Source organism: Rhizobium leguminosarum, from assembly GCF_001679785.1.
In the GTDB taxonomy this organism is placed as follows: domain Bacteria; phylum Pseudomonadota; class Alphaproteobacteria; order Rhizobiales; family Rhizobiaceae; genus Rhizobium; species Rhizobium leguminosarum_R.
In genome coordinates, this window is sequence record NZ_CP016293.1 from 98,751 (window position 1) to 121,942 (window position 23,192).

Here is a 23,192-nt window from a genome sequence, read left to right on the forward strand (position 1 = left end):
TGTCGTACATTCCCATACGAAAGCTGGCAGGATGAAGCCTTCCAATGTCGGTCGACGGGAAACGGGGACGCCACTCTTGCTCAGATTTCATGTGAGGAATCGCGAATATCTAAGTACTGCCGGCGGCACGCCGAGCGTCTGTCACCCACCCTCCGTCTGGACCGCACTGCTTGGAACTGCGACCGTGGTGTCTTCAAGCACTCAGGGTCCCTACGGTTTTGCCAATCAGGGCAGCGCAACCGTCCAATCCTCCTTCTCCGGCACGGTCACATCTTCCCTGATATCATCAGGCGACATGCAATCCCCCGCATCGTCAACGGCGATGCCGGCGCGTGCGAGAGATAGCGGCGCGCAAGACGGTTTTACCAAGACGGCGTCGGCTGCGACGGTGTTCCAGACGCCTTCCTCGACATCGCAACGCACCGTCCTTGCCCCGGATCCGTCCGAGGAGGCTGCGACACTGCCTGCCGCTCCCGCGCTTACCGGTGTTACCACCGATGCCGACACTGGAAGCACCAAGACGGCGCCGCCGGTCAGCTCTTCCAGCAGTCTCGGCACGACTTCGTTGCGCCTTCAGGCCTCGATAGCATCTATCTCTCTGGAGCCGAGCCAGGACGTTTCTGCTGAGACGACCGCGGCCCCGACGGCACTGGGGGCACTGGCGGCACCGGTGGCGCCGATGGCGGCGGTTTCGGCTGCGGCGACACCCAACAAGATCGCGCTCGAAAACCTGAAGCAGGGCAACCCGATCAGCGAGTGGGGTCTGGAGGGCGATGGCGGCGGCACCATCCAGGGCTTCGCCACCGAAATCAGCACGAATATTGGCCAGACGGTCGATTTCAAGATCGCCACCGATTCAACCCACTACCGCATCGATATTTACCGCATTGGCTATTACGGCGGGGCCGGCGCGCGCAAGGTCGACTCGATCGAGCAATCGCTGACATCGGCGCAGATCCAGCCGCACCCGATCGTCGACATGTCGCTCGGCCTCATCGATTGCGGCAACTGGTCGGTATCGGCGAGCTGGCAGATTCCCGACGATGCCGTCTCGGGCGTCTATTTCGCCAAGCTGGTGCGCGAGGATGGCACCGAGGATGCAAGCATCATCCCCTTCGTCGTGCGCGACGACGCCTCCACCAGCGATATCGTCTTCCAGACATCCGATACCACCTGGCAGGCCTATAATGCCTGGGGCGGCGCCAGCCTCTATTATGGCGAAGTCCCGGTCGATCCGGCCGACATGATCGGCTACCTGCCGCCGAACTGCAGCTGCGGGCTGACCGCGATCGGCCGTGCCTCGGCCGTCAGCTACAACCGCCCGATCATCACCAATACCAGCCCGATCGGCGGCCCGCATGATTTCGTCTTCGGCGTCGAGTCTTCGGCGATCCAGTGGCTGGAGCAGAACGGCTACGATGTTTCCTATATCTCCGGCGTCGATGCGACGCGTAGCGGCAGCCTGCTGCTGAACCATGATGCCTATCTCTCTGTCGGTCATGACGAATACTGGTCGGCCGAGCAGCGCGCCAATGTCGAGGCGGCCCGCGATGCGGGTGTGAACCTCGCCTTCTGGAGCGGCAACGAGTGCTACTGGAAGGTGCGCTGGGAAAGCAGCATCGACGGCAGCGGCCAGGCCTATCGCACCATGGTCTGTTACAAGGAGACCTGGGGCACGAGCACTGATCCGAGCGCTACCGGCACCGGCACCTGGCGCGATCCGCGCTATGCCGATCCGGGACAGGAGCCGGAGAATTCGCTAACCGGCACGATGTTCCAGGTGGACAGCTACCGTTCCGATACGATCACCATCCCCTACGACTATTCGAACCTGCGCTTCTGGCGCAACACCGATGTCGCCGAGCTTGAGGAGGGCGAGACCTATAATCTGGTGCAGAACCTGCTCGGTTACGAGTGGGATTCCGACGTCGAAAACGGCTTCCGGCCGGATGGCCTCATCAACCTGTCGCTCTCCTCGATCGCGGTCAGCACCTATCTGCGCGACTACGGCACGACGGTCGGCGATGCGGTGGCGACCCACAGCCTCACCATGTACCGGGCCGAAAGCGGCGCGCTCGTCTTCGGTGCCGGCACCGTCTTCTGGTCCTGGGGCCTGAATGCCAACCACCAGGGAGCGCAGACGCCGACCGATCCCAACGTGCAGCAGGCGATGGTCAACATGTTCGCGGACATGGGCATCCAGCCGACCACGCTCGATGCGAGCCTGATCCTCGCGACCCAATCGACCGACGCGTTGAAGCCGACCTCGTCGATCTCGTCGCCGATCATTGGCGCCAGCTTCGTTGAGGGGCAGCGCGTCACCATCACCGGCACGGCGCAGGATTTCGGCGGCGGCATCATTGCCGGTGTGGAGGTTTCCACCGACGGTGGCCAGCACTGGTTCAAGGCCACCGGCCGCGAAAGCTGGAGCTATAACTGGGTCGTCCAGGCAAGCGGCACCTATACGATCCTGTCGCGCGCCGTCGACGACAGCGTCAATCTGGAGGCACCATCGGCCGGCAAACAGGTCACTGTTACCCTGCCGGGCACACAGGGCCTGTGGACGCTGGCGGAAAAGCCCGCGGTCGAAACGGCGATCGATCGCGATCCGGTCGAGCTCGGCCTGCGCTTCCAGGCGACGACGGCAGGCTCCGTGCAGGGCATCCGCTTCTACAAGGGCTTCTACAATACCGGCGACCACGTCGTCAGCCTCTGGTCCGGCAACGGAACCCTGCTTGCAACCGGCGTGTCGGTGGGTGAATCGCTCTCCGGCTGGCAGACGGTGATGTTCTCCTCGCCGATCCAGATCGCCGCCGGTACGACCTATGTGGCCTCCTATCACAGCAATGGATTCTTCTCCGTCACCGAGAACTATTTCAGCGAGCCCTATGCCAGCGGCGCGCTGAAGGCCGTCGATGGCGGCGGCGTCTTTGCCTATAGCGGCACCAGCACGTTCCCCGGTCAGAGCCCCGGCGGCTCGAACTATTGGGTGGATGTGGTCTTCGACGCCGGCCCGAACAGCCAGCCGGTCGCCACCGACGACAGCGGGCTGATCATCGGCCACAACGGAACGCTTGTTATCTCGATTGCCGCACTCGTCGCAAATGATGTCGATGCCAATGGCGATGCGCTGACCATCACCGCCGTTGGCAATGCCCTCAACGGCACGGTTGCTCTCAACACGCAGACCGGAACCATCACCTTCACGCCGGCTAATAACTATTCAGGCCCGGCAAGCTTCGCCTACACGCTGTCGGACGGGCGCGGCGGTACGGATCAGGGCAATGTCAGCCTCACCGTTCAGGCCGCTCCGGCCGGCGAGACGCTGTTTACGGGAAGCGAGGGGCCGACCGGCGGCAGCTTCAACGACAATACGGCGATGGAACTCGGCATGAAGTTCGTCGCTTCCTCAAACGGCACGATCTCGGGCATCCGCTATTACAAGGCTGCCGGCGATACCAGCGTGCATACCGGCTCCATCTGGAGGGCCGACGGCACGCTCGTCGCCACGGTCACCTTCACCAACGAGTCGCTCTCCGGGTGGCAGACGGCAACCTTCTCCACGCCGCTGCAGATCACGGCGGGTGCGACCTATGTCGCCTCCTACCACACGACCGGCAGCTATGTGGCGACCGCAGGCTATTTCAACACGGCTCATACCAACGGCTCGCTGACGGCGCTGGCCGGCACGAACGGCGTCTATGCGGTCGGATCGGGCTCGACCTTCCCGACCCAGAGCTACCAGTCGTCGAATTACTGGGTCGATGTCGTCTTCAACCAGTCGACGGGCAATACGGTGCCGGTTGCCGCCAACGACAACGGCTACACGACCTATGCCAACACAGCCCTGTCGATTGCCGCTGCCAACCTGCTTGCCAATGACAGCGATGGCGATGGCGACCCGCTGAGCATTACCGGCGCAAATGGCGCGGTCAACGGAACGGTGACGTATAACAGCCAGACCAACACGGTGATCTTCACGCCGAACTCAGGCTATACCGGCGTCGCAAGCTTTTCCTATTCGATCTCGGACGGGCAAGGCGGCACGGCTTCGGCCACCGTCAGCCTCACGGTCAATTCGCAGCCCGGCGGCGGCACGACCTCGAGCCTGTTTACCAGCGCCGACACGTCGGGGGTTACCGCCGCCAATGATGCCAACTCGGTCGAACTTGGCGTCAAGTTCATCGCTTCCGCCAACGGCCAGATCACGGGGCTCACCTATTACAAGAGCGCTCAGGATACCGGCACGCATGTCGGCTCGCTCTGGACCACGAACGGCCAGCTCCTTGGCCAGGCAACCTTCATCAACGAGACGGCAAGCGGCTGGCAGACGGTTTCGTTCACGCAGCCGATCAATGTCACGGCCGGCGTTACCTATGTGGCGAGCTACCATTCCAACGGCTTCTATTCGGCAACCGCGAATTACTTCACGACAGACTATACGAGCGGCGCGCTGACGGCGCCGGCAAGTTCGGTCAGCGGCGGCAACGGCGTCTATGCCTATGGCACGGTCAGCCTGTTCCCGACCGCCTCCTACAATGCCAGCAATTACTGGGTGGACGTGCTCTATCAGCAGGGCGCTCAGAATGCGGTTCCGGTCGCAGCCAATGACAGCGGCTACTCGACCAATACGGGCACGCCGATCACCATCCAGGCCTCGGCGCTGCTTTCAAACGACAGCGATGCCGATGGCGATCCACTCACGATCACCGGTGTCAGCGGCGCCGTCAACGGCTCGGTCGCCTACAATGCCCAGGCCCAGACGGTGACCTTCACGCCGACCGCAGGCTATTCGGGACCGGCGAGCTTCAGCTACGCGATATCAGACGGCAAGGGCGGCACGGCCACGGCCCAGGTTGCGCTCACCATCAACAACCCGGCTGCAGGCCCGGAGCAGAACCTCTTTGCCGCCAATGCGATGCCTGCAATCGTCTCCACCAACGACAATCAGCAGGTCAATCTCGGCATGAAGTTCCAGGCCGATACTGCAGGCTGGATCACCGGCATCCGCTTCCACAAGGGCACCGACAATACAGGCCCGCACAACGGCTATCTCTGGACTGCCTCGGGCACGCTGCTCGGCAGCGTCGCCTTCAGCAACGAAACGGCAAGCGGCTGGCAGACCGCGACACTCACCCAGCAGGTGGAGGTCGCCGCGGACACGACCTACGTCGTTTCCTACAGCACCAACGGCAATTATTCGGCGACCGGCAACTACTTCAGCGCCGATGTGACGAATGGCGACCTCAGGGCGCTCAGCGGCAGCAACGGCGTCTATGCCTATGGCTCGAGCGGGCTGTTCCCCAGCGCCAGCTATAACAGCACAAACTACTATGTGGACGTAGCATTCAGACCGCAGCTCGCGGCGTAAAGCCCGCGAGCATGTAAGGCCAAGCATCTGTAAAGGGTAATGAGATCGATGATGGGTGCAGACAACAGATTGCCGGTAACGGTTCTCGCCGGGTTTCTCGGCGCCGGCAAGACGACTGTCCTCAATCATGTCCTGAGCAATCGTGAGGGTCGCCGGGTTGCTGTCATCGTCAACGATATGAGCGAGGTCAACATCGATGCGGATCTCGTGCGCGAGGGGGGTGCAGACCTCTTGCGCACGGACGAGACGCTGGTAGAGCTCACCAATGGATGCATCTGTTGCACTCTGCGCGACGATCTCCTGAGCGAGGTCCGCCGGCTCGCTAGCGCCGGCCGCTTCGACTATCTGCTGATCGAGGGCACCGGCATTGCCGAGCCGCTGCCGGTCGCAGCCACCTTCTCCTTCCGCGACGAGAGCGGGGCAGCACTCTGCGATGTCGCGCGGCTCGACACCATGGTTTCCGTCGTCGATGCGGTCAATCTTCTCGCCGATTACCAGAGTGCCGAGTTCCTTGCCGATCGCGGCGAAAGGCGTGACGGGGACGATGAGCGCAAGCTCGTCGAACTCCTCGTCGAGCAGATCGAATTTTCCGACGTCGTCATCATCAATAAGGCAGGCGATGTGCCGCCCGCAATGCTGTCGGAGGTTCGCCGGGTCGTCGCGGCGCTCAATCCGGATGCCCGCATCATCGAGGCGGCCTTCGGTCAGGTGCCGCTTGGCGCGATCATGGATACCGGGCTCTTCAGCGAGGCGAAGGCCGCCCGCCATCCGTTCTGGCACAAGGAGCTTTACGGCTGGGGCGACCACGTGCCGGAGACCGAGGAATACGGCATTGCGAGCTTCGTCTATCGCAGCCGCCGGCCTTTCGATCCCGCACGGCTGAGCCGCGTGATCGAGCAGCCATTACCCGGCATCATCAGGGCGAAAGGGCATTTCTGGCTGGCGACCCGGCCGGACGAGATCGGCCTGTTGTCGATTGCCGGCACGCAATGCCGCATCGAGAACAGGGGGTTCTGGTGGGCCTCGGTGCCGCGGGCGCACTGGCCGCGCCATCCGCAATTCCGCCAGTTGCTTGACCGGCATTGGGATGACGTCTGGGGCGACCGTCGTCAGGAGCTGGTCTTCATCGGCTCCGGCTTCGACGAGGCGGCGATCCGTGCTGCGCTCGACGATTGCCTGGCCGGGGAGGAGACGGGTTTCGATCCGCAGACCGCCATCGGCCTTCGCGATCCGTTTCCGGCATGGCGGCACGATACTCACGCATCGGACCGAAAAGTGTGAAGCGGTTTTCGGATAGTCCGATGTGTCGACTCAAAGGTGAACAGGTTTTGATTATCAACCAGAGGAGAGAACAATGAGCAACGAACTTTATGCAGATGGCATCGGCGAGATCACAATCACGGGAACGATCGTGCGCATCGACCTGATGTCGCTCTCGGCCACCGATCGTGACGCCAACAACAATCCGAAGCCGGTCTTCCGCCAGCGCATCATCATGCCGATCGATGCCTTCGCCAATGCGGTCGATCTCATGCAGAAGGCGCTTGGCGGGTTGGTCGAGGCGGGTGCGGTCCGTCGCATCGGCGATATGCCAGCTGCGGCGGCTGCCGATATCCAGACGGTGCAGGCCGGCGCTTCGAACGCCTCGCCGAACTTCAACTGATAAAACAGGTCTAGAGCGCCGTGCGTCCATTCGGACGCACAAAGACGCTCTAACTTTTCAAATCGAAGCCTCGGTCTCGTATTGTTTCGGGTGGGCCATGAGTGGTTTTCTGCATACCAACCTGCACTGTCTTGCGCTCGTCGCGCGTCATCACGGCGTCGATCTTGCTCCTGAACGACTGCAGCACGATTATGCCGTCGGCAACGATCCCGTTGCCATGCGGCAGCTGCTGCGTATGGCCAAGGATGCCGGCCTCAGGGCAAGGCATCTGACGCTCGACTGGCGATCCCTGTTCCAACTCGGCGAGGCCTTCCCGGTGCTCGCCGAGCTGACGAACGGCAACTGGGTGGTCATCGCCGGCGCTGTCGGGAGCGGGGAGGATGAGAGAATCCGCGTTCTCGACCCGCTGGCATCACGCGCCGAGGTGATGATGCTCAGCGAAGAGCAGTTCGCAAAGGCCTGGCTCGGATCGGTGATCCTGCTGAAGCGCAACTATCGCATGTCCGATGAGGACCGGCCCTTCGGCTTCCGCTGGTTTGTCCCCGAGATCATCAAGCAGCGCAGCTTCTTCCGCGACGTCGCGCTCGCCGCCTTCGTGCTCTACGGGCTGGGCCTGACGACGCCGATCTTCTTTCAGCTCGTCATCGACAAGGTGCTGGTGCATCAGAGCTATGCGACGCTGACGGTTTTGACGGCGGGCATTGCGATCGCGCTCGTCTTCGACGCGACGTTCACCTTCCTGCGCCGCTATCTGCTGCTTTATGCGACAAACAGGATCGATATTCGCGTCGCGACTCGCACCTTCGGCCATCTGCTCAACCTGCCGATCGCGCTCTTCGAACAGGCCTCGGCCGGCGTTCTCGTCAAGCACATGCAGCAGACCGGGCGCATCCGCGAATTCCTGACCGGCCGGCTGTTTCTCACGCTCTTAGACGGCGTTTCGCTGCTGGTCTTCGTGCCGATCCTGCTTCTCTACAGCGTCAAACTGACGCTTGTCGTGCTCGGTTTCGCCGCCCTTGTCGGGCTCGTGGTGATGATGCTCGTCGGGCCGTTCCAGCGCCGGTTGCAGGCGCTCTACCAAGCCGAAGGCGACCGGCAGGCATTGCTGGTGGAAACCGTGCACGGCATGCGCACCGTCAAATCGCTGGCGTTGGAGCCGCGCCAGCGCAAGGTGTGGGACGATTATTCGGCGCAGGCGATCTCCGTGCGTTTCCGCGTCGACAAGATCTCGACCATCGCCCAGGCGATGACCGGACTGCTGGAGAAGCTGATGAGCGTCGCGATCATCGGCCTCGGCGCGCTCGATGTCTTCAGCGGCGCGATGACGATCGGCGCGCTGGTCGCCTTCAACATGCTCGCCGGCCGGGTCTCGGGACCACTGGTGCAGATCGTCACCATGGTGCACGAATATCAGGAAGTCGCGCTCTCCGTGCGCATGCTCGGCGAGATCATGAACCAGCGGCCGGAGCAGGCGGGCCGCGGGCGAGGTGTTCGGCCGCATCTGCAGGGCCGCATCGAATTCGACAGGGTCAGCTTCCGTTACGGCCCGGATAGCGCGCCGGCGCTCGACAATGTCTCCTTCGCCATTCCGGCGGGCTGCCTCTTCGGCGTGGTCGGTAAGAGTGGCTCGGGCAAGACGACGATCACAAGGCTCATCCAGGGACTCTATCAGAGCCAGGAAGGCCTCGTGCGCATGGATGGCTATGACAGCCGCGAGATCGACCTCGTGCATCTGAGAACGAGCATCGGCGTCGTGCTGCAGGACAGTTTCCTGTTTCGCGGCTCGGTGCGCGAGAATATTGCCGCCGCCAAGCCCGATGCCAGCATCGAGGAAATCATGGAAGTCGCCCGCATTGCCGGCGCCGAGGAGTTCATCGAGCGCCTGCCGCGCGGCTTTGACACGATGCTGGAGGAAAACGCCTCCAACCTGTCAGGCGGCCAGAGGCAGCGGCTTGCCATTGCCCGCGCGCTGATCACCGATCCGAAGCTGTTGATCTTCGACGAGGCGACGAGTGCGCTCGACCCTGACAGCGAGGCGATCATCCGCGAGAATCTGAGCCGCATCGCTGCCGGCCGCACCGTCATCATCGTCTCGCACCGACTTTCGACGCTCGTCGATGCCGATGCCATTCTCGTCATCGAGCGTGGCAAGGTCGCCGATATCGGCCGGCACGATCAGCTTGTATCGCGCTGCATGACCTATCGTCACCTGTGGTCCCAGCAGATGAGGCAGGTCGCATGAACCCGCATACCAGAAAACCCAGCGAAAACCTGCCTGTTCCGTCAGGCAAAGGCCCTTCAGACAAGGGGCCCTCGGGGAAGGGCAGGGAGCTTGTCGCCCGCCCGCCGTTGCCGCCGGCAATTGCCGAATTCCAGTCCGACGCCGTCGAGCTCGAGGAGCGCGCGCCGCCGCGCATTGCACGGATGACGCTCTACTGCGTGACGGCGCTGATTGTTTCGGCGATCATCTGGGCCTCGGTCTCGTCGATCGATGAGGTGGTGATTGCGCCCGGCAAGCTCGTCACCACCCAACCGACCATCGTCGTCCAGCCGCTCGAAACCTCGATCATCCGCACGATCGAGGTGAAGGCCGGGGAAGTGGTGCATGCCGGGCAGACGCTCGCGACCCTCGACGCCACGTTCAGCCAGGCCGATGTCGACCAGCAGCAGGCGAAGTTCTCCGCCCTCGACGCCCAGGTGAGGCGCATCGAGGCCGAGCTTGCCGGCGACGACTACACGAAGATGGCGGGAGATACGCCCGACCAGGTGCTGCAGGCGCAGCTCTTCGGCCAGCGACAGGCCTTCTACATGGCGCAGCTGCAGAATTTCGAGCAGCAGATCGCCGGCCAGTCGGCCGCTCTTGCGGCAAGCAGGAACCAGGAGGCCGTGCTCAACGACAGGCGCGATGGGCTCTCGCAGATCGAGGCAGCGCGGGAGCGGCTCTATGACAAGCAGAGCGGCTCGCTGATCACGCTGCTGGGCTCGCGTGACGCCCGCCTCGACGTCGAGTCCGACCTGACCGCTGTCCGCGGGCGGGCCGACGAGGCCGCCCACGCCTATGCCAAGCTCCGAGCCGACCGCCAGGCCTTCATCGAGGATTTCCGCCGCGCCGCAATGGAGCAGCTGGTGGAATTGCGCGGCCAGCGCGACATGGCTGACGAGGAGCTGAAAAAGATGGAACTGCGCCGCAACATGGTGGCGCTGACCGCACCCGCCGATGCCGTCGTCCTCGATCTCGCCCAGCGCTCGGTCGGTTCAGTGGTGCGCGAGGCGGAACCGGTCGTGACGCTGGTGCCGATCAACGTGCCGCTCGAAGCCGAAGTCTCGATCAACACCCGCGACATCGGCCGCGTGGCCGTCGGCAAGGAAGCCCGCATCAAGCTCGACGCCTATCCCTTCCAGAAATACGGCACCGCCTCGGGCGAGGTGAGAACCATCAGCCAGGACACCTTCCTCACCGGCCAACAGGAGCAGACAGAGACCCCGAGCCAGCCGGCCGCCCCCTTCTTCAAGGCGCGGATCCTGCTTGCCGATACCCGGCTGAATGCCGCAGGTATGCCGGTGCGGCTGCTTCCCGGCATGACCGTGTCCACGGAAATCAAGGTCGGCAAACGTACGGTGATCTCCTATTTCCTGTATCCGCTGCTGCGTGGCCTCGATAACGCAATACGCGAACCGTAAGACGTGACGGATCAGTTCGCCCCGACGAGATCCCGTGTGAGCTTCGAGGCAGATATTTCGCATCCCATAGCTACGCCTGACCTGCCCGTATGTCGGTGAAGTCGGATTTGCCCTCGGAAGCGCGAGAGCATCGACGCCGCATCGCTCGTCCGGATCCGATCCAGCAGCCGGCGCACCTGTCGTGTGCTCAAGCCCAGAACATGCGCCGCCGAGACCAGCGTCGTCCAACCGTGAACGACCTTCGATAAAACCTCGATCCGCTGCAGATCACGCTCGCTCATCGCAATCAGTCCCATCCGCAACCTCCACCGTCATCAAACCCGGGGAGTGTGACATTCCAACTTTGCAGAAACAGGACACTTCAACTTTGCGGCTACAACAAATTGTCAAAGCTGATTAGATGCGCGACGCTGTCAGCCGGTTAGAAACGCGACACTTGCGCTTCGGATTAGCCGCCGATCCGACCGGCTGGACCGGGTTGCAAGGGAGGAGCGGGGGCGGGTGAGGAACACCCTTCGGCTTTAGCTTTGAGACTATGAGTGCAGGCGATCATTCCGCGGCCTCCATGCGCGCCAGCGCCTTCTGCCTTTTTGCGATGACCTCCGGATCATTCATGAAGTCCGTCCGCCGGCCAGGCTTGCGGCCACGCTTCTGATAACCATTGCCCTGGCTGCCATCGGGAATACCGAACATATGATCCGTCTGGCCGGTGCGGCGAGGGCCGCTCTTACTGCGCTGCTGTTCCCGCCCAGCCTGCAGCTCGGCGACGACGGAAAGCATGTCGTCGAGACGCTTGTTCTCGACAACCTCTGCCCGGTGGACCGACCGCAATGTATCGAAGGTTCTGTAGGGCAGGGTGAAGCTCTCGTGCATGATCTCGAGGCGGCCGTCCGGGTAGTCGCAGACAACGACCTTCTTTCCCGCCAGCCCTCTGGCCCGCTCCGTCGGATCGAGAATGAACAAGACCTTGTCGTAACGGAGCGTCAGGGACTGCGACAGTGTGCGGACTTCCTTGCGGCACATGGCGCCATCGAGATTCTCATGCGCGGCAAGCGGCCGGTGCATGTCCTTCGGATTGCGTGGCGGTTTGCCAAAACGGGAATTGAAATCCGCAATGAATTCTGATGCATAGCCGTTGGCCGCCTCGATCGTATCGATGCCGCGAAGCCGCATCTCCTTGACCAGCCGGTCCTGCAGCGTCTGGTTGGCGCGTTCCACACGGCCCTTTGCCTGCGGAGTATTGGCGCAGATGATGTCGATGTTCAGCTCATAAAGCGCACGACCAAACTGCGTCAGGCCGCTCGTGCGGTCTTTCTCCGACGCATGGGTCGAACGAAAGACACCATGCTTGTCGCTGTAGAAGGCCAGAGGTTTACCCCATTGCTGCAGATAAGCCTTTGTCGCATGCAGGTAGTCGAACGTGTTCTCTGACCCAGCGAACCGCAGATGCAGCAACTTGCCGGTGGCGTCATCGATATAGACAAGCAGGGCGCATTTGGGACCACGGTTCTCAAACCACCAGTGATGCGATCCATCGATCTGCACGAGTTCGCCGAAACAGTCGCGCCGGCCGCGCGGCTGGAAAACCCGCTGCTTACGCTCACGCCGCGAGATCCAGATGCCGGCCTCGGTCATCCATTGCCGCAGCGTCTCCTTGGCGACCGAGATCTGATGCAGTTCCATCAGCTTCTCGCGCGCCAGCGTCGGACCGAAATCCAGATAGCGCTCCCGGATCAGATCCAGCGCCGCATTGCGAAACTCCTCGCTGTGGCGCCGGTTGCTCGGCTGTGATCGCTTCTTGGAAACAAGGCCGGCTGGACCATTCCGGTCATAAGCCTGCAGCAGCCGATGGACCTGACTTCGACTGAGGTCGAGCAGTTCGGCGGCCTGGACGACGCTCAGGCGCTCGTCACGAATCTTCTGGATAACTTCGAGGCGATGCAATTCTTTCTGCGACATGGTGATCATAAAGGACATGACGACTCCGACCGCTCATGGTCTCGACCAGGCTGAAGATCGTCATCCTTGCTCCCGACGTTGGCATTGACCAGTGCGTAGAGAGGCGAGACTGTCGCATCTCTAACTGGCCCAACTGTCGCATTACTAAATAGCCGCTACACAAATTTGCGGCGTAACGGATATTATGGAACATAAGAGTGCTCCTGTCTCGAAGCGAGACTTCGTTGATTGAACCAGCTGGCGACGCTGGTCGAACGGCCTAGCAAGCCTGAAATGAAGGATTGGCCTGGCATGGGTGAATTCGCAGTCTACATAGCCGTATGGCCAGCGTTGTCACATTTTGTTGCATTGCAAGATGCCCTCGGCAGGACTAACTAAAGGCCTCAAAATGGTTGCGAAGAATGCGCCGCTTTGACTAGCAAGCCTCTGAAATGACTTAGTATACGATTGCTCTGAAGCCTTCCTGCATTACTGGAACTTAATCTGCCCTGTGCAGCTCGATGGCCTTCTCTGTGTTATTTGTTAGCAGCTGCAGCATTTGAGGAAAAGCTTCCCGTGAGTACTATTCCGACAGAGAAAACCGTGCTGGTGTTTCAGGGCGGTGGTGCTCTGGGTGCCTACCAGGCCGGCGCTTACGAAGCTTTGCATGAGGCTGGCATCCGCCCCGACTGGCTGGCCGGGATATCTATCGGTTCGATCAACTCAGCCATCATTGCCGGAAGCCCCGTCGATCAGCGTGTCGATAACCTCAGGACCTTCTGGCATCGGGTCTCGTCCGGACTGCCCGGCCATTTTCTCGGCAATGGCAATGCGATGCGCAAATGGTTCAACGAATCCTCCGCTTTTCTGGGGTCTTTGACCGGCGTTCCCGGCTTTTTCACGCCGCGCGTCTTTGCGCCATGGAACATCCCGGGCGATCCGATGGCCGCGATCAGCCTTTACGACACCGCGCCGTTGCAGGAGACCCTCGCCGGTCTCGTCGATTTCGACCTGATCAATTCCGGTGCCATCCGTCTCAGCCTCGGCGCTGTCGATGTTGTTAGCGGCAACTTCAATTATTTCGACAACCGCGATTGTGCTTTTTCGCCCAAACACGTGGCCGCCTCCGGGGCGTTGCCGCCGGGTTTTGCGCCCGTCGAGATCGACGGCCGCTATTATTGGGATGGAGGTATCGTTTCCAACACGCCGCTGCAGCGCATTCTCGGTGGTAGCGAGTTGGAGGCTGATCTCTGCATCTTCCAGGTCGATTTGTTCAGCGCCAAGGGCGTGCTGCCGAAGGATGTCTTTGACGTAGGTGCCCGCGAGAAGGAAATCCGTTTTTCCAGCCGCACGCGGCTCAACACCGACCAGTTCCGCAAGCTTCAGTCGGTGCGCATGGCGGCCAAGAGGCTGACTGAAAAGCTGCCGCCTGAGCTGAAGGACGATCCCGATGCGAGGCTCCTTGAAAAGATCGGCAATGATTGCGCCGTGACCATGGTGCACCTGATCTATCGGCATGCCGCCTATGAAACCGGATCCAAGGACTATGAGTTTTCGCGGCTCTCCGTGGAGGAACACTGGAGGGCCGGCCATGACGATGTGGTCGAGACGCTAAACCATCCAGATTGGCTCGACCGAACGCGTCCGACCAATGGGATACGGATTTTCGACCTTGCCGAGCAACGCCTGCGTGGGAAAAACCATGAAAATTGAAGATGTCGTTCGCAATGCCTTTGCCATGCCGCTGACCAGTCCATCCTACCCGCCAGGGCCGTATCGGTTCGTCAATCGCGAATATATGATCATCACCTATCGCACCGATCCGGAGGCCCTGCGCCGGGTCGTGCCGGAGCCGCTGCAGTTCGATGAGCCGCTGGTGAAATACGAATTCATCCGCATGCCGGACTCGACCGGGTTTGGCGACTATACCGAATCCGGCCAGGTCATCCCGGTGACCTATCAAGGCGTACACGGCGGTTACGTGCATTCTATGTACCTCAACGACGACGCGCCGATCGCCGGTGGCCGCGAGATTTGGGGCTTTCCGAAGAAACTGGCCGAGCCGTCGCTGACATCCGTCAAGGATGCGCTGGTCGGCACGCTCGACTATGGCGGTCAGCGCGTCGCCACCGCAACGATGGGCTTCAAGCATCGGACACTCGACAAGGCGAAAATCCTCGAAAGCCTGAAGCAGCCGAATTTCATGCTGAAGATCATTCCACATGTCGATTGCACACCGCGCATCTGCGAGCTGGTGCGCTACTATCTTGAGGACCTGACGGTGAAGGGCGCGTGGGAAGGTCCGGGCGCCCTGGCGCTGTTTCCGCATGCGCTGGCGCCGGTCGCCGACCTGCCGGTGCTTGAGGTCAAATCCGCCATCCATATTCTCTCGGACCTGACGCTGGGCCTCGGCGAAGTGGTCCATGATTATTTTGCAAAATAAGGAGTCCAACCATGAAGCTCAGGGACAAGGTCTGCATCGTCACCGGGTCGGCCAGCGGTATCGGACTGGCGATCGCTAAAAAATACGTTTCGGAAGGTGCCAAGGTCGTCATTGCTGACCTGAAGCTCGATGCGGCGCAAGCGGCGGCCAAGGATCTGACGGCTGCCGGCCCAGGCGAGGCGATCGGTCTTGCGATGGACGTGACCAGCGAGGAAGCCGTGAACGCCGGCGTCGCCGCCGTCGTAGCCAAGTGGGGCCGTGTGGACGTGCTCGTCTCCAATGCCGGCATCCAGATCGTCAACAAGATCGAGGACTACGCCTTTTCCGACTGGAAGAAGATGCTCGCCATCCATCTCGATGGCGCGTTCCTCACCACCAAGGCTTGCGTTCCACATATGAAGGCGCAGAAGGGCGGCGCGATCATCTATATGGGTTCGGTGCATTCGCATGAGGCTTCGCCGCTGAAATCGGCCTACGTCACCGCCAAGCACGGCTTGCTCGGCCTTGCTCGCGTGGTCGCCAAAGAAGGCGGACCGGATGGCGTGCGCGCCAACGTCATCTGCCCCGGCTTCGTCCGGACGCCGCTCGTCGACAAGCAAATTCCGGAACAGGCAAAGGAACTCGGAATTTCCGAAGACGAGGTCATCAAGAAGATAATGCTCGGTGGCACTGTGGATGCACAGTTTACCACGGTCGACGATGTCGCCGAAGTGGCGCTGCTGTTTGCCGGTTTCGAGACCAATGCTCTCACCGGCCAGTCACTCGTCGTCAGCCATGGCTGGTACATGCAGTAACGGTCTCGCTGAGGCATCGCATCTGGGTCCGTCAAGGCTCAACGCTGTTGAATGTGCCGTCGATGCCGCGTTGCCTGCATATGGGAAGACCTCCGGCTTCGACCGCAGCTTACTCCGCCGCCGGCCCGTAGAGGCCAAGCTGCTCGAGAAGCGCCCGCTGCCGGCCGGCATTTTCGGCCAGCAGACCGGTATAGCGATCGATGATCCGGTCGCGGTGGCTCGGGTCGGAGACAACGGAGAGCGCGCCGACGATCGCCGCGACCTTTTCCGAGGTCCGCCGTAATTCGTCCAGCAGTTCGGAATTGCCGCAGATCTCGCTGACCACCCGCTTCGTCACCCTGCCGATTCCGGCCGGTGTGCGGCCGCCTGCCGAGACATACCCTTCCGGCAGATCACCCTTCAGATTGGTGACCGACTTGAAGCGGATGACATCGAAGATCTGATCGACCGCCTGCTTGGCGCCGGTCACCCGAGAAGGATGGTCGGTATCGGCGGCGGCGTGCGGCAGCAGTTCCAGCTTGCCCTTATGGCGCTCTTCGAGTGGCAGATAGGGAACCATCGGTCCGCTGAGCTTGCCGGTTACTGCATCCTTGAAGAGATCGGCGTCGATTGCCGCATGGGCAATCTTTCCTGATGACAGCGCCCGGTCGAGCGCTGCCACATCGACGACCTCGCCCCGGTCGTAGTTGACCAGCACCGCACCATCGTTCATCGCGCCGAGAACCCGCGTGTCGACCACCCCTGCGTTGGAGTAACCGCCCGTCGCAGCATCCAGCCGGCCGAGACCGATATGGACCGAGAGCACGTCGGCGCCGGTCGCCGCTTCAACCGGACTTGCGGCGTAATCGAAGCCTTCCGACTCGATCCAGCCTTGGTGATGTTGGCGTGCGTAGATCGCCACCTTCATGCCGAAAGCCTTGGCAAGCTTGGCGACTTCGCGGCCGATATTGCCGTAGCCGAGAATGGCGATTTTCCGACCCTCCAGCTTGGCGGTCGGGAAATCCTTGAGCTGGCGCCCGGTATCAAAGTCGCCGTTGGCGACCATCTGGTGCAGCCTGTCGACGGGCAGGTCGGGAACAACCTTGAGGATTGCCTTCATCGCCATCTGGGCAGTCGCCCGGCTGTTGATGCCGGGCGTGTTCATCAAAGGCGCCTCGCCGCCCTCGCCGTTGCCGCCGCCCCAGGAGGCCGAGCCCATATTGCCGGTCCCCGCGCCGATGCGCACGCCGCCGAACGGGAAGACGGAAGCCTTCGAGATGAAGGTCGCCGCCGCGATCAGCGCGTCATACTGGCCCTTGTCCGTCTGCGGCAGGATTTCGGCCTCGGTGCTGAGATTTGGCTGGTAGAAGAAATGGATGCGGCCCTTTTCCAGCGCCGCCCTGTCGCCGATCGGGCCGGCATGGAAGACGCCGCCCTTTTCCTCGACATAGGTCCTGATCTCGCTGTCGTCGGGCTCCCCATCGGCGCCGAGGCGCAGGCCGACCAGATCGGCGATCAGCACCGTATAGGCGTGTTCGGGATCGTCCTTGCGGACCATCGCGCCGGCTTTCACGGGTGCTGCGAACGTGACCCCCTGCTTTGCCAGTTCCTCCTCGAACACGACGACCTTGGCGCGCAGATAGGCATATTGCAGGTTCTCCAGCAGCGCAACGATATCGGCCGGCTCGCGGATGCCGCCGACCCAGGCGCGGTAGTCGCCGGGCGTTCCCGGGAATGCGTTGACGTAACGCGCCGCGTCGAGGCCGGGCTCAAACGCGCCGTTCGGATGGGTAAAGCCTTCATAGCCGAGCAGTTGCTTCGAACGAGCGATAATGCGGGCATGGATCGCAGGATCGGTGATGCCCGCATCCTCCACCTTTAGCAGCGTCACCGCCGCGCCGCGCCGCTCGGCATCGGTGACGGTCAGCGAAAAAAGCGGGTGCGAATCGACCCAGCCGTCGATCACCGCCCGATTGGCCGCAGACCGCTTGTTGAGCTCGACCAGCGAGCCGACCCGCGCCTCGGACTGCAGGAGGCCGAAGGTGGTTTCGGCAAAGGCAAGCGCGCTGTAGGTGTTGATGACGCCGCCGAGCATACGGTCTTCCGCGGCATCGTAAAACGGCCCGGCATCCACGGATCGCTTGGCGGAAAGCGGCCGCCGCGCATCGATCGGCGGCGCGATCTTGAGCTGGCGCGGGATCGCCCAGGACGGATCCTGCTGGTTCTTCTCCACGAGCGCCAGGGCATGCGGCGTGAAGGAGGCGACGAAATACCCCGATACCCCGCCGATCGCCTTTTGAAACGGCATGAACAAGCAGCATTTCGCCATCACGGCGTCGACCCACTCGGGCTCCCAAGGCATGGCACCCAGCATCGACGTCGCGTCGAACACTGCATGGCGGTTTGCCGGATCGCCATCGATCCAGTTCAGCAGCTCGTGGATCTCGCGGCTGGTATAAGCATTGGCGCCGGTCGTCTCGTGGCCGACGCCGACGAAGATCGACACACCAAGAGCGGACAGCTCGGCGGCCGTCGGGATCACACCCTCGGAGGCGGCAAAATGAATGCGGCTCTCGCAGCCTTTTTCGGCGAAGCGCTGCATCTCGATCAGCTGCGTGGCCCAGGACTGACGGAAGAAGCCTGCCGTGCGGGCCGGATCGCTTTCCGGGCGCGGCGTATCGACGTAGACGCGCTGCGAGGCGTCGTTGGCGTTCGTCAGGTGCTGGACGCAGACGGTATAGCCGCTGTGACCGCCGCCGAGTCCCACAGCCATCCGGTTCGTCTTCGGGAAGTGGAAATAGCGGTGGATCGCCCGCATCATGTCGGTCAGAATTTTATCCGCCGGGTAGCCGCGATGCATGCTGCGGGAAATTTCGGCGGTGGTGAAGCCGCCGATATCGTTGCCCCTGTCGTCGAACTTGCGATAGGTCTTCTCGATCCATCTATCGAAAGCGATGCGCCGCAGGCGGCTATCCACTTCGTCGGTGGTCGCATCGGTGATCGGACCGACGCCGAAAAACGGATTGGACGGCAGCTTCGGTGCTCCCGACTTCGTCAGTCGGAGCGCTTCAAGTCGCTGTTCCTGCATCTGCTCGATATTTTTCATGATCTGCCTATCGGTTTGAAAGGAAGGTGGTCGAGGCGGCCAAGGTCGTGGTTATGGTATCGCGTTTCGACCATTGCCTGAATGATCTTTCCTGTGCAAAACGCGTGGCCGAAACCCCTTCGAGGGCTGCGGCAAGAGTCGACTCCACCAGGGTGGATATGAGTGATGCATTCCCCTATGCGGTTGCCGCGATCACAAAGACGCCCCTCGTGCCACCCTTTCGACAACCCGCCATCGGCTGCCGGTTTCGCGTGGTGCCGCGCGGATATTGGCATTGCAGGCAATCTCTGATCTAGTCTGCAACTCTCTCGGCCCGGCGCTCCAGCCGCAGGCTCCTACATTCAAAACGAGCGAGAGCTGTATTTCATGACCACTCACCGCTTCATTCCGACGAGCTTTCACAATGTTATCGGCTCTCTTTCGCCGGCCCTGCATATCGCCGACGGCGATACCGTCGCCACCGAGACGCTCGACGCTGCCGGGCATGATAAAGACGGCGTCAAGCAGGCATCCGGCCCCAATCCGATGAACGGCCCGATCTTCGTGGAAGGTGCCGAGCCCGGGGATGCGCTGAAGGTCGAGATCATCAGCATGATCCCGACCAGGGACACGGGTTTTACCCGCAGCGTCGTCGCCGCCAATGTGGTCGATCCTGAAGCGGTTCGCGACCTGCCGCCGCGCGATATCGCCATCTGGGCGATCGACCGCGAATCCCTGACAGTCCGGCTTTCCGAAACGGTTGCAGGTCTTGAAAATTTCGTTCTGCCTCTCGCCCCGATGATCGGCTGTTTCGGCGTGGCGCCTAGCCTCGGCCAGGCGATATCGACCGCAACCAGTGGCGAATATGGCGGCAACATGGACTATCGGCTGTTCGGCCCCGGCACCACGGTCCGCTTGCCCGTAGCGGCCCCCGGCGCCTTGTTCTTTCTCGGCGACTGCCATGCCGTGCAAGGGGATGGCGAGATCGTCGGAACCGGCGTCGAGACGACGTTCGAGGTCACGGTGCGGCTGACGGTGGAAAAGAAGGCCGGACTGGTCTGGCCGCGCGGGGAAACGGCCGAAGACATCTTCACCATCGGCAACGCCCGGCCCCTCGATCAGGCGCTCCAGCACGCGACCAGCGAGATGCTGAACTGGCTGGCGTCGGATTACGGCCTGGACAGGACGGCGGCCAGCCATCTGCTCGGCCAGGTGGTGCGCTATGATGTCGGCAACGTCTTCGACCCGGCCTATACGATCGCCTGCCGTGTCGCCAAGAAATGGCTGCTTCGCCGGTAGGCGACCCCTTCCTCAATCGTGCCGGGACAGGAAACCGGAAACGGTCGCCAGGCAAAGCTGCTTTTCCTCGACATGCGGCATATGGCTGGAGTTTTCGAAGAGAACCCATTCGCAGCCGGGAACGCGTTCGAGATAAGGCCTTACCACCAGGGGCGTCGCCTCGTCGTATTTTCCCGAGATCAGCAGCGTCGGGGCTTCGATGCGGTCGAGCCTGTTCTCGATCGTCCAGTCCTTCATCGTACCGATGACGTGAAATTCGGTCGGGCCGTTCATGTTGCGGTAGACGGTGTTGTCTTCGTCCATGATCGCAAAGGTCCGCGCCACTTCAGGCGGCCACGGCACCACGCGGCAGACATGGCGGTCATAGAAGACGCGTGAGGCGGCGATATAGTCCGGATCGGTAAGGCGTCCCGCCAGCTCATGCTTCAGCAGCGTGTCCTGCACCTCTTTCGGCAGTTCCTGCCTCAGCCGGTTCGCCTCCGAAACCCAGGTATGCATGTTGGCCGGCGAGTTGGCGATGACAAGGGCTTTCAGGCCTTGCGGCCGGCGCACCGCATGTTCGGCGCCGAGCATGCCGCCCCAGGACTGGCCGAGGAAGGCATAGTGCTGCTGGATGCCGAGATGGGAAAGCAGTGCGTCCAACTCCTCGAGGAACAGGCCGACGGTCCAGAAATCCGGGCCCTTTTCCGGAAGTCGGGTGGAATTGCCATTGCCGAGCTGGTCGTAATGGATGACCGGTCGGCCGTCGAGGGCGGCGATATCCTTGAAGGAATCGACATAATCATGGGTGCAGCCAGGCCCGCCATGGGCGACGACGAGAGGCAGCTTGCTGCTCTCCAGCGAGCCGGTGACCCGATACCAGGTGCGATAATCGCGAAAAGGCAGGTAAGCTTCTTTGGTCGTGACTTCGCCCACCGGTGTCTCCATCTCCTAGAACAGGATGACTTTGGGCCCCTTCGGCCAAAATCTGAATCCTGTTCTAAATTAAATAGTTAGAGCACGATGTCGTCCGAAAACCGCTCACACTTTTCGGCATCATGCTCTGGCAATGATGAAAACCATAACGCGGCGGCGACGGTGAAGGCAGCTATCACAAGTTATAGGGCGGCCAATTATGGGTCGGCCGGTCTTCGAGCAGGCGGTAGTGGGTGGCGCGCACCACGGCCTGGGTTCGGTTACGGGCGCCGAGTTTCTTTGTCGCGGCGTTCAAATGCATCACGACAGTCGGTATGGAACGATCGATGATGCGGGAAATTTCCTTGGCGGAGTAGCCTTCCGCCGAATGGCGCAGGCATTCCCGTTCCCGCTCGGTCAGGCGGATGGTGCCGACGCTCTTTGCCCGCGTGTCGAACAGCGAATAGGCGGTCTCATGGAAAACATGGGCAAGCAGGTTGAAGTCGGCGATATAGCGCAGAGCGTGCCGTTCGAAATCTTTGTTCCGGCCGAAGCGGATACCGGTGACGGTTGCATAGTCGCCGCGTGGCATATGAACCGGAACGGTGACGCCGGTCGACATATCGCGTTCGCTCAAATAGCGCGTCACCGGCGCGGTGTCGTCGTTCATGAAACGGTTGATCAGCGTGTCAGCGTCCGGATCGTAGTTCCAGAAGAAAGGTGCGGAGGTGCGTAGCGCCACCTGCTGCACCGGATCGATACGGAAATAGCCGCGATTGAACCAGTAGTCGTGCATGTCGTCTGAGATATTCCGCAGCTTCAGCAGTGATGGTATCATGATCGCGCCGTCGAGATCGTAGGGAACGGGTGTATAGTCGTAGATCAACGCCTCGAAGCCGATCTGCTTCATCGCCTCGAAGGCCTGGTCGATCCGGCCGTCCAGAGTTTCGTGCGCTGTAAACTGCCGTCTGATCGTTCCGATGTCGTCAAGAATGGGGTCGTCAAGCATGGGCTGCTCCCGGGGTTCGGCATTGCGGCCCACCCTATCACTTCTTATAGCTGGCACTGAATGCGGATTAAGGTAAAAATTTAGCCGTGCCCAAATATTGAGCAAGCGAAATCTTCTGCCGGAGCGATCAATGTGGCGTGAAATACGGCCGGACGAGCGATTCGAGATCGATGTCGATGGCTATCGCGTCGTTGCCTATAGTTTCGGGACCGGCAGCGAGACGGTTTTTTGCCTGAACGGCGGGCCGGGCCTGCCCTGTGATTACTTGCGCGAGACGCATTCCTGTCTCGTCGACAAGGGCTATCGCGTCGTCGCCTTCGATCAACTCGGCACCGGCGCCTCCGACCGGCCGGACGATCTCACGCTCTGGACGATCGGCCGTTATGTCGAGGAGACGGAGACGGTGCGCAAGGCGCTGGGGCTCGGCAAGGTCCACATGCTCGGCCATTCCTGGGGCGGCTGGCTGGCGATCGAATATGCGCTGACCTATCCAGAAAACCTCAAGACGCTGATCCTCGAAGATACCGTCGCCGACATGCCGCATCTGATCTCGGAACTGGAACGGCTGCGCGCAGCGCTCGGTCCCGAAACCGTCTCGATGATGCAGAAGCACGAGGCGCAGGGCACTTATAATCATCCGGAGTATCTCGCTGCCGTCACCATCCTCAACTACCGCCATGTCTGCCGTCTGCCGGAATGGCCGGCACCGGTGCGCCGCTCGCTCGACGATTGGAACATGGCGCCCTACGAGACGATGCAGGGACCGAACGAGTTTCTCTATATCGGCAATCTCAAGGACTGGAACCGCATCCCCGACCTGCCGCGGCTGACGCTGCCGGTGCTCATCACGACGGGAGAGCATGACGAGTTGACGCCGGCCTGTGCGCTCAGGATGAAGCTTGCGCTGCCGGATGCCGAGCTGAAGGTATTTGCCAATGCCAGCCACATGCCGTTCTATGAGAACCCGCAGGATTATTATCCGGCGCTTCTCGATTTTCTCGCCCGGCACGAGGCAGGCTGATGCAACAGGAAGCGG

The 23,192-nt window shown here is 61.7% G+C and carries 14 protein-coding genes and 1 pseudogene; 10 read left to right on the forward strand and 5 right to left on the reverse strand.

The window, feature by feature from the left end:
* The first annotated feature begins 31 nt into the window (after positions 1-31).
* From BA011_RS40065 to BA011_RS40085, 5 genes are all read left to right on the forward strand, one after another.
* Positions 32-5,371: a DUF4082 domain-containing protein gene (locus BA011_RS40065; RefSeq protein ID WP_065284872.1), complete on the forward strand. Its 5,340-nt coding sequence runs from the start codon at positions 32-34 to the stop codon at positions 5,369-5,371.
* 48 nt (positions 5,372-5,419) lie between these two features.
* Entirely contained in the window at positions 5,420-6,652 is a 1,233-nt protein-coding gene (locus BA011_RS40070; protein WP_065284873.1) for a GTP-binding protein, read from the forward strand.
* A 73-nt stretch (positions 6,653-6,725) separates the two neighbouring features.
* Positions 6,726-7,034 carry a hypothetical protein gene (locus BA011_RS40075; protein WP_065284874.1) on the forward strand — a complete coding sequence of 103 codons (309 nt, stop codon included), beginning with the start codon at positions 6,726-6,728 and terminating at the stop codon, positions 7,032-7,034.
* Positions 7,035-7,131: 97 nt separating this feature from the next.
* Entirely contained in the window at positions 7,132-9,276 is a 2,145-nt protein-coding gene (locus BA011_RS40080) for a peptidase domain-containing ABC transporter (RefSeq protein WP_065284875.1), read from the forward strand.
* The gene (locus tag BA011_RS40085; RefSeq protein WP_065284876.1) at positions 9,273-10,715 is read left to right on the forward strand and encodes an HlyD family type I secretion periplasmic adaptor subunit; all 1,443 of its coding nucleotides are present in this window, start codon (positions 9,273-9,275) and stop codon (positions 10,713-10,715) included. Before BA011_RS40080 ends, BA011_RS40085 begins: the two co-directional genes overlap by 4 nt.
* Before the next feature lie 107 nt (positions 10,716-10,822).
* Here BA011_RS40085 and BA011_RS44065 read toward each other — a convergent pair.
* Positions 10,823-11,011, reverse strand: a pseudogene (locus BA011_RS44065) (helix-turn-helix domain-containing protein); the annotation flags it as partial.
* A gap of 253 nt (positions 11,012-11,264) precedes the next feature.
* Positions 11,265-12,692, reverse strand: coding sequence for an ISNCY family transposase (locus BA011_RS40095; RefSeq protein ID WP_065279332.1), 1,428 nt, complete (start codon positions 12,690-12,692; stop codon positions 11,265-11,267).
* A 537-nt stretch (positions 12,693-13,229) separates the two neighbouring features.
* On the opposite strand from BA011_RS40095, the gene BA011_RS40100 reads away from it, so the two are divergent.
* Genes BA011_RS40100 through BA011_RS40110 form a run of 3 tightly spaced genes read left to right on the forward strand, consistent with a single transcriptional unit; the run spans position 13,230 to position 15,890 of the window.
* Complete coding sequence (locus tag BA011_RS40100) at positions 13,230-14,366, forward strand: DUF3734 domain-containing protein (protein ID WP_065284878.1); 1,137 nt, start codon at positions 13,230-13,232, stop codon at positions 14,364-14,366.
* The gene (locus BA011_RS40105) at positions 14,356-15,096 is read left to right on the forward strand and encodes an acetoacetate decarboxylase (protein ID WP_065284879.1); all 741 of its coding nucleotides are present in this window, start codon (positions 14,356-14,358) and stop codon (positions 15,094-15,096) included. The genes BA011_RS40100 and BA011_RS40105 overlap by 11 nt, the downstream gene beginning before the upstream one ends.
* Positions 15,097-15,107: 11 nt before the next feature.
* The gene (locus BA011_RS40110) at positions 15,108-15,890 is read left to right on the forward strand and encodes a 3-hydroxybutyrate dehydrogenase (RefSeq protein ID WP_065284880.1); all 783 of its coding nucleotides are present in this window, start codon (positions 15,108-15,110) and stop codon (positions 15,888-15,890) included.
* 109 nt (positions 15,891-15,999) lie between these two features.
* On the opposite strand, the gene BA011_RS40115 is transcribed toward BA011_RS40110, so the two are convergent.
* Complete coding sequence (locus BA011_RS40115) at positions 16,000-18,975, reverse strand: NAD(P)-dependent oxidoreductase (RefSeq protein ID WP_065284881.1); 2,976 nt, start codon at positions 18,973-18,975, stop codon at positions 16,000-16,002.
* 366 nt (positions 18,976-19,341) lie between these two features.
* Here BA011_RS40115 and BA011_RS40120 point away from each other — a divergent pair, with 366 nt between their 5' ends.
* Positions 19,342-20,253, forward strand: a complete 912-nt coding sequence (locus BA011_RS40120; protein ID WP_065284882.1) for an acetamidase/formamidase family protein — start codon at positions 19,342-19,344, stop codon at positions 20,251-20,253.
* A gap of 12 nt (positions 20,254-20,265) precedes the next feature.
* On the opposite strand, the gene BA011_RS40125 is transcribed toward BA011_RS40120, so the two are convergent.
* Together BA011_RS40125 and BA011_RS40130 are read right to left on the reverse strand one after the other, a co-directional pair.
* Entirely contained in the window at positions 20,266-21,168 is a 903-nt protein-coding gene (locus BA011_RS40125; protein WP_065284883.1) for a proline iminopeptidase-family hydrolase, read from the reverse strand.
* 175 nt (positions 21,169-21,343) lie between these two features.
* Entirely contained in the window at positions 21,344-22,156 is an 813-nt protein-coding gene (locus BA011_RS40130) for a helix-turn-helix transcriptional regulator (RefSeq protein WP_186806660.1), read from the reverse strand.
* 130 nt (positions 22,157-22,286) lie between these two features.
* Here BA011_RS40130 and BA011_RS40135 point away from each other — a divergent pair, with 130 nt between their 5' ends.
* A complete protein-coding gene (locus BA011_RS40135) occupies positions 22,287-23,177 on the forward strand; it encodes a proline iminopeptidase-family hydrolase (RefSeq protein ID WP_065284884.1) in 891 nt (296 codons plus the stop codon).
* Positions 23,178-23,192: the final 15 nt, after the last annotated feature.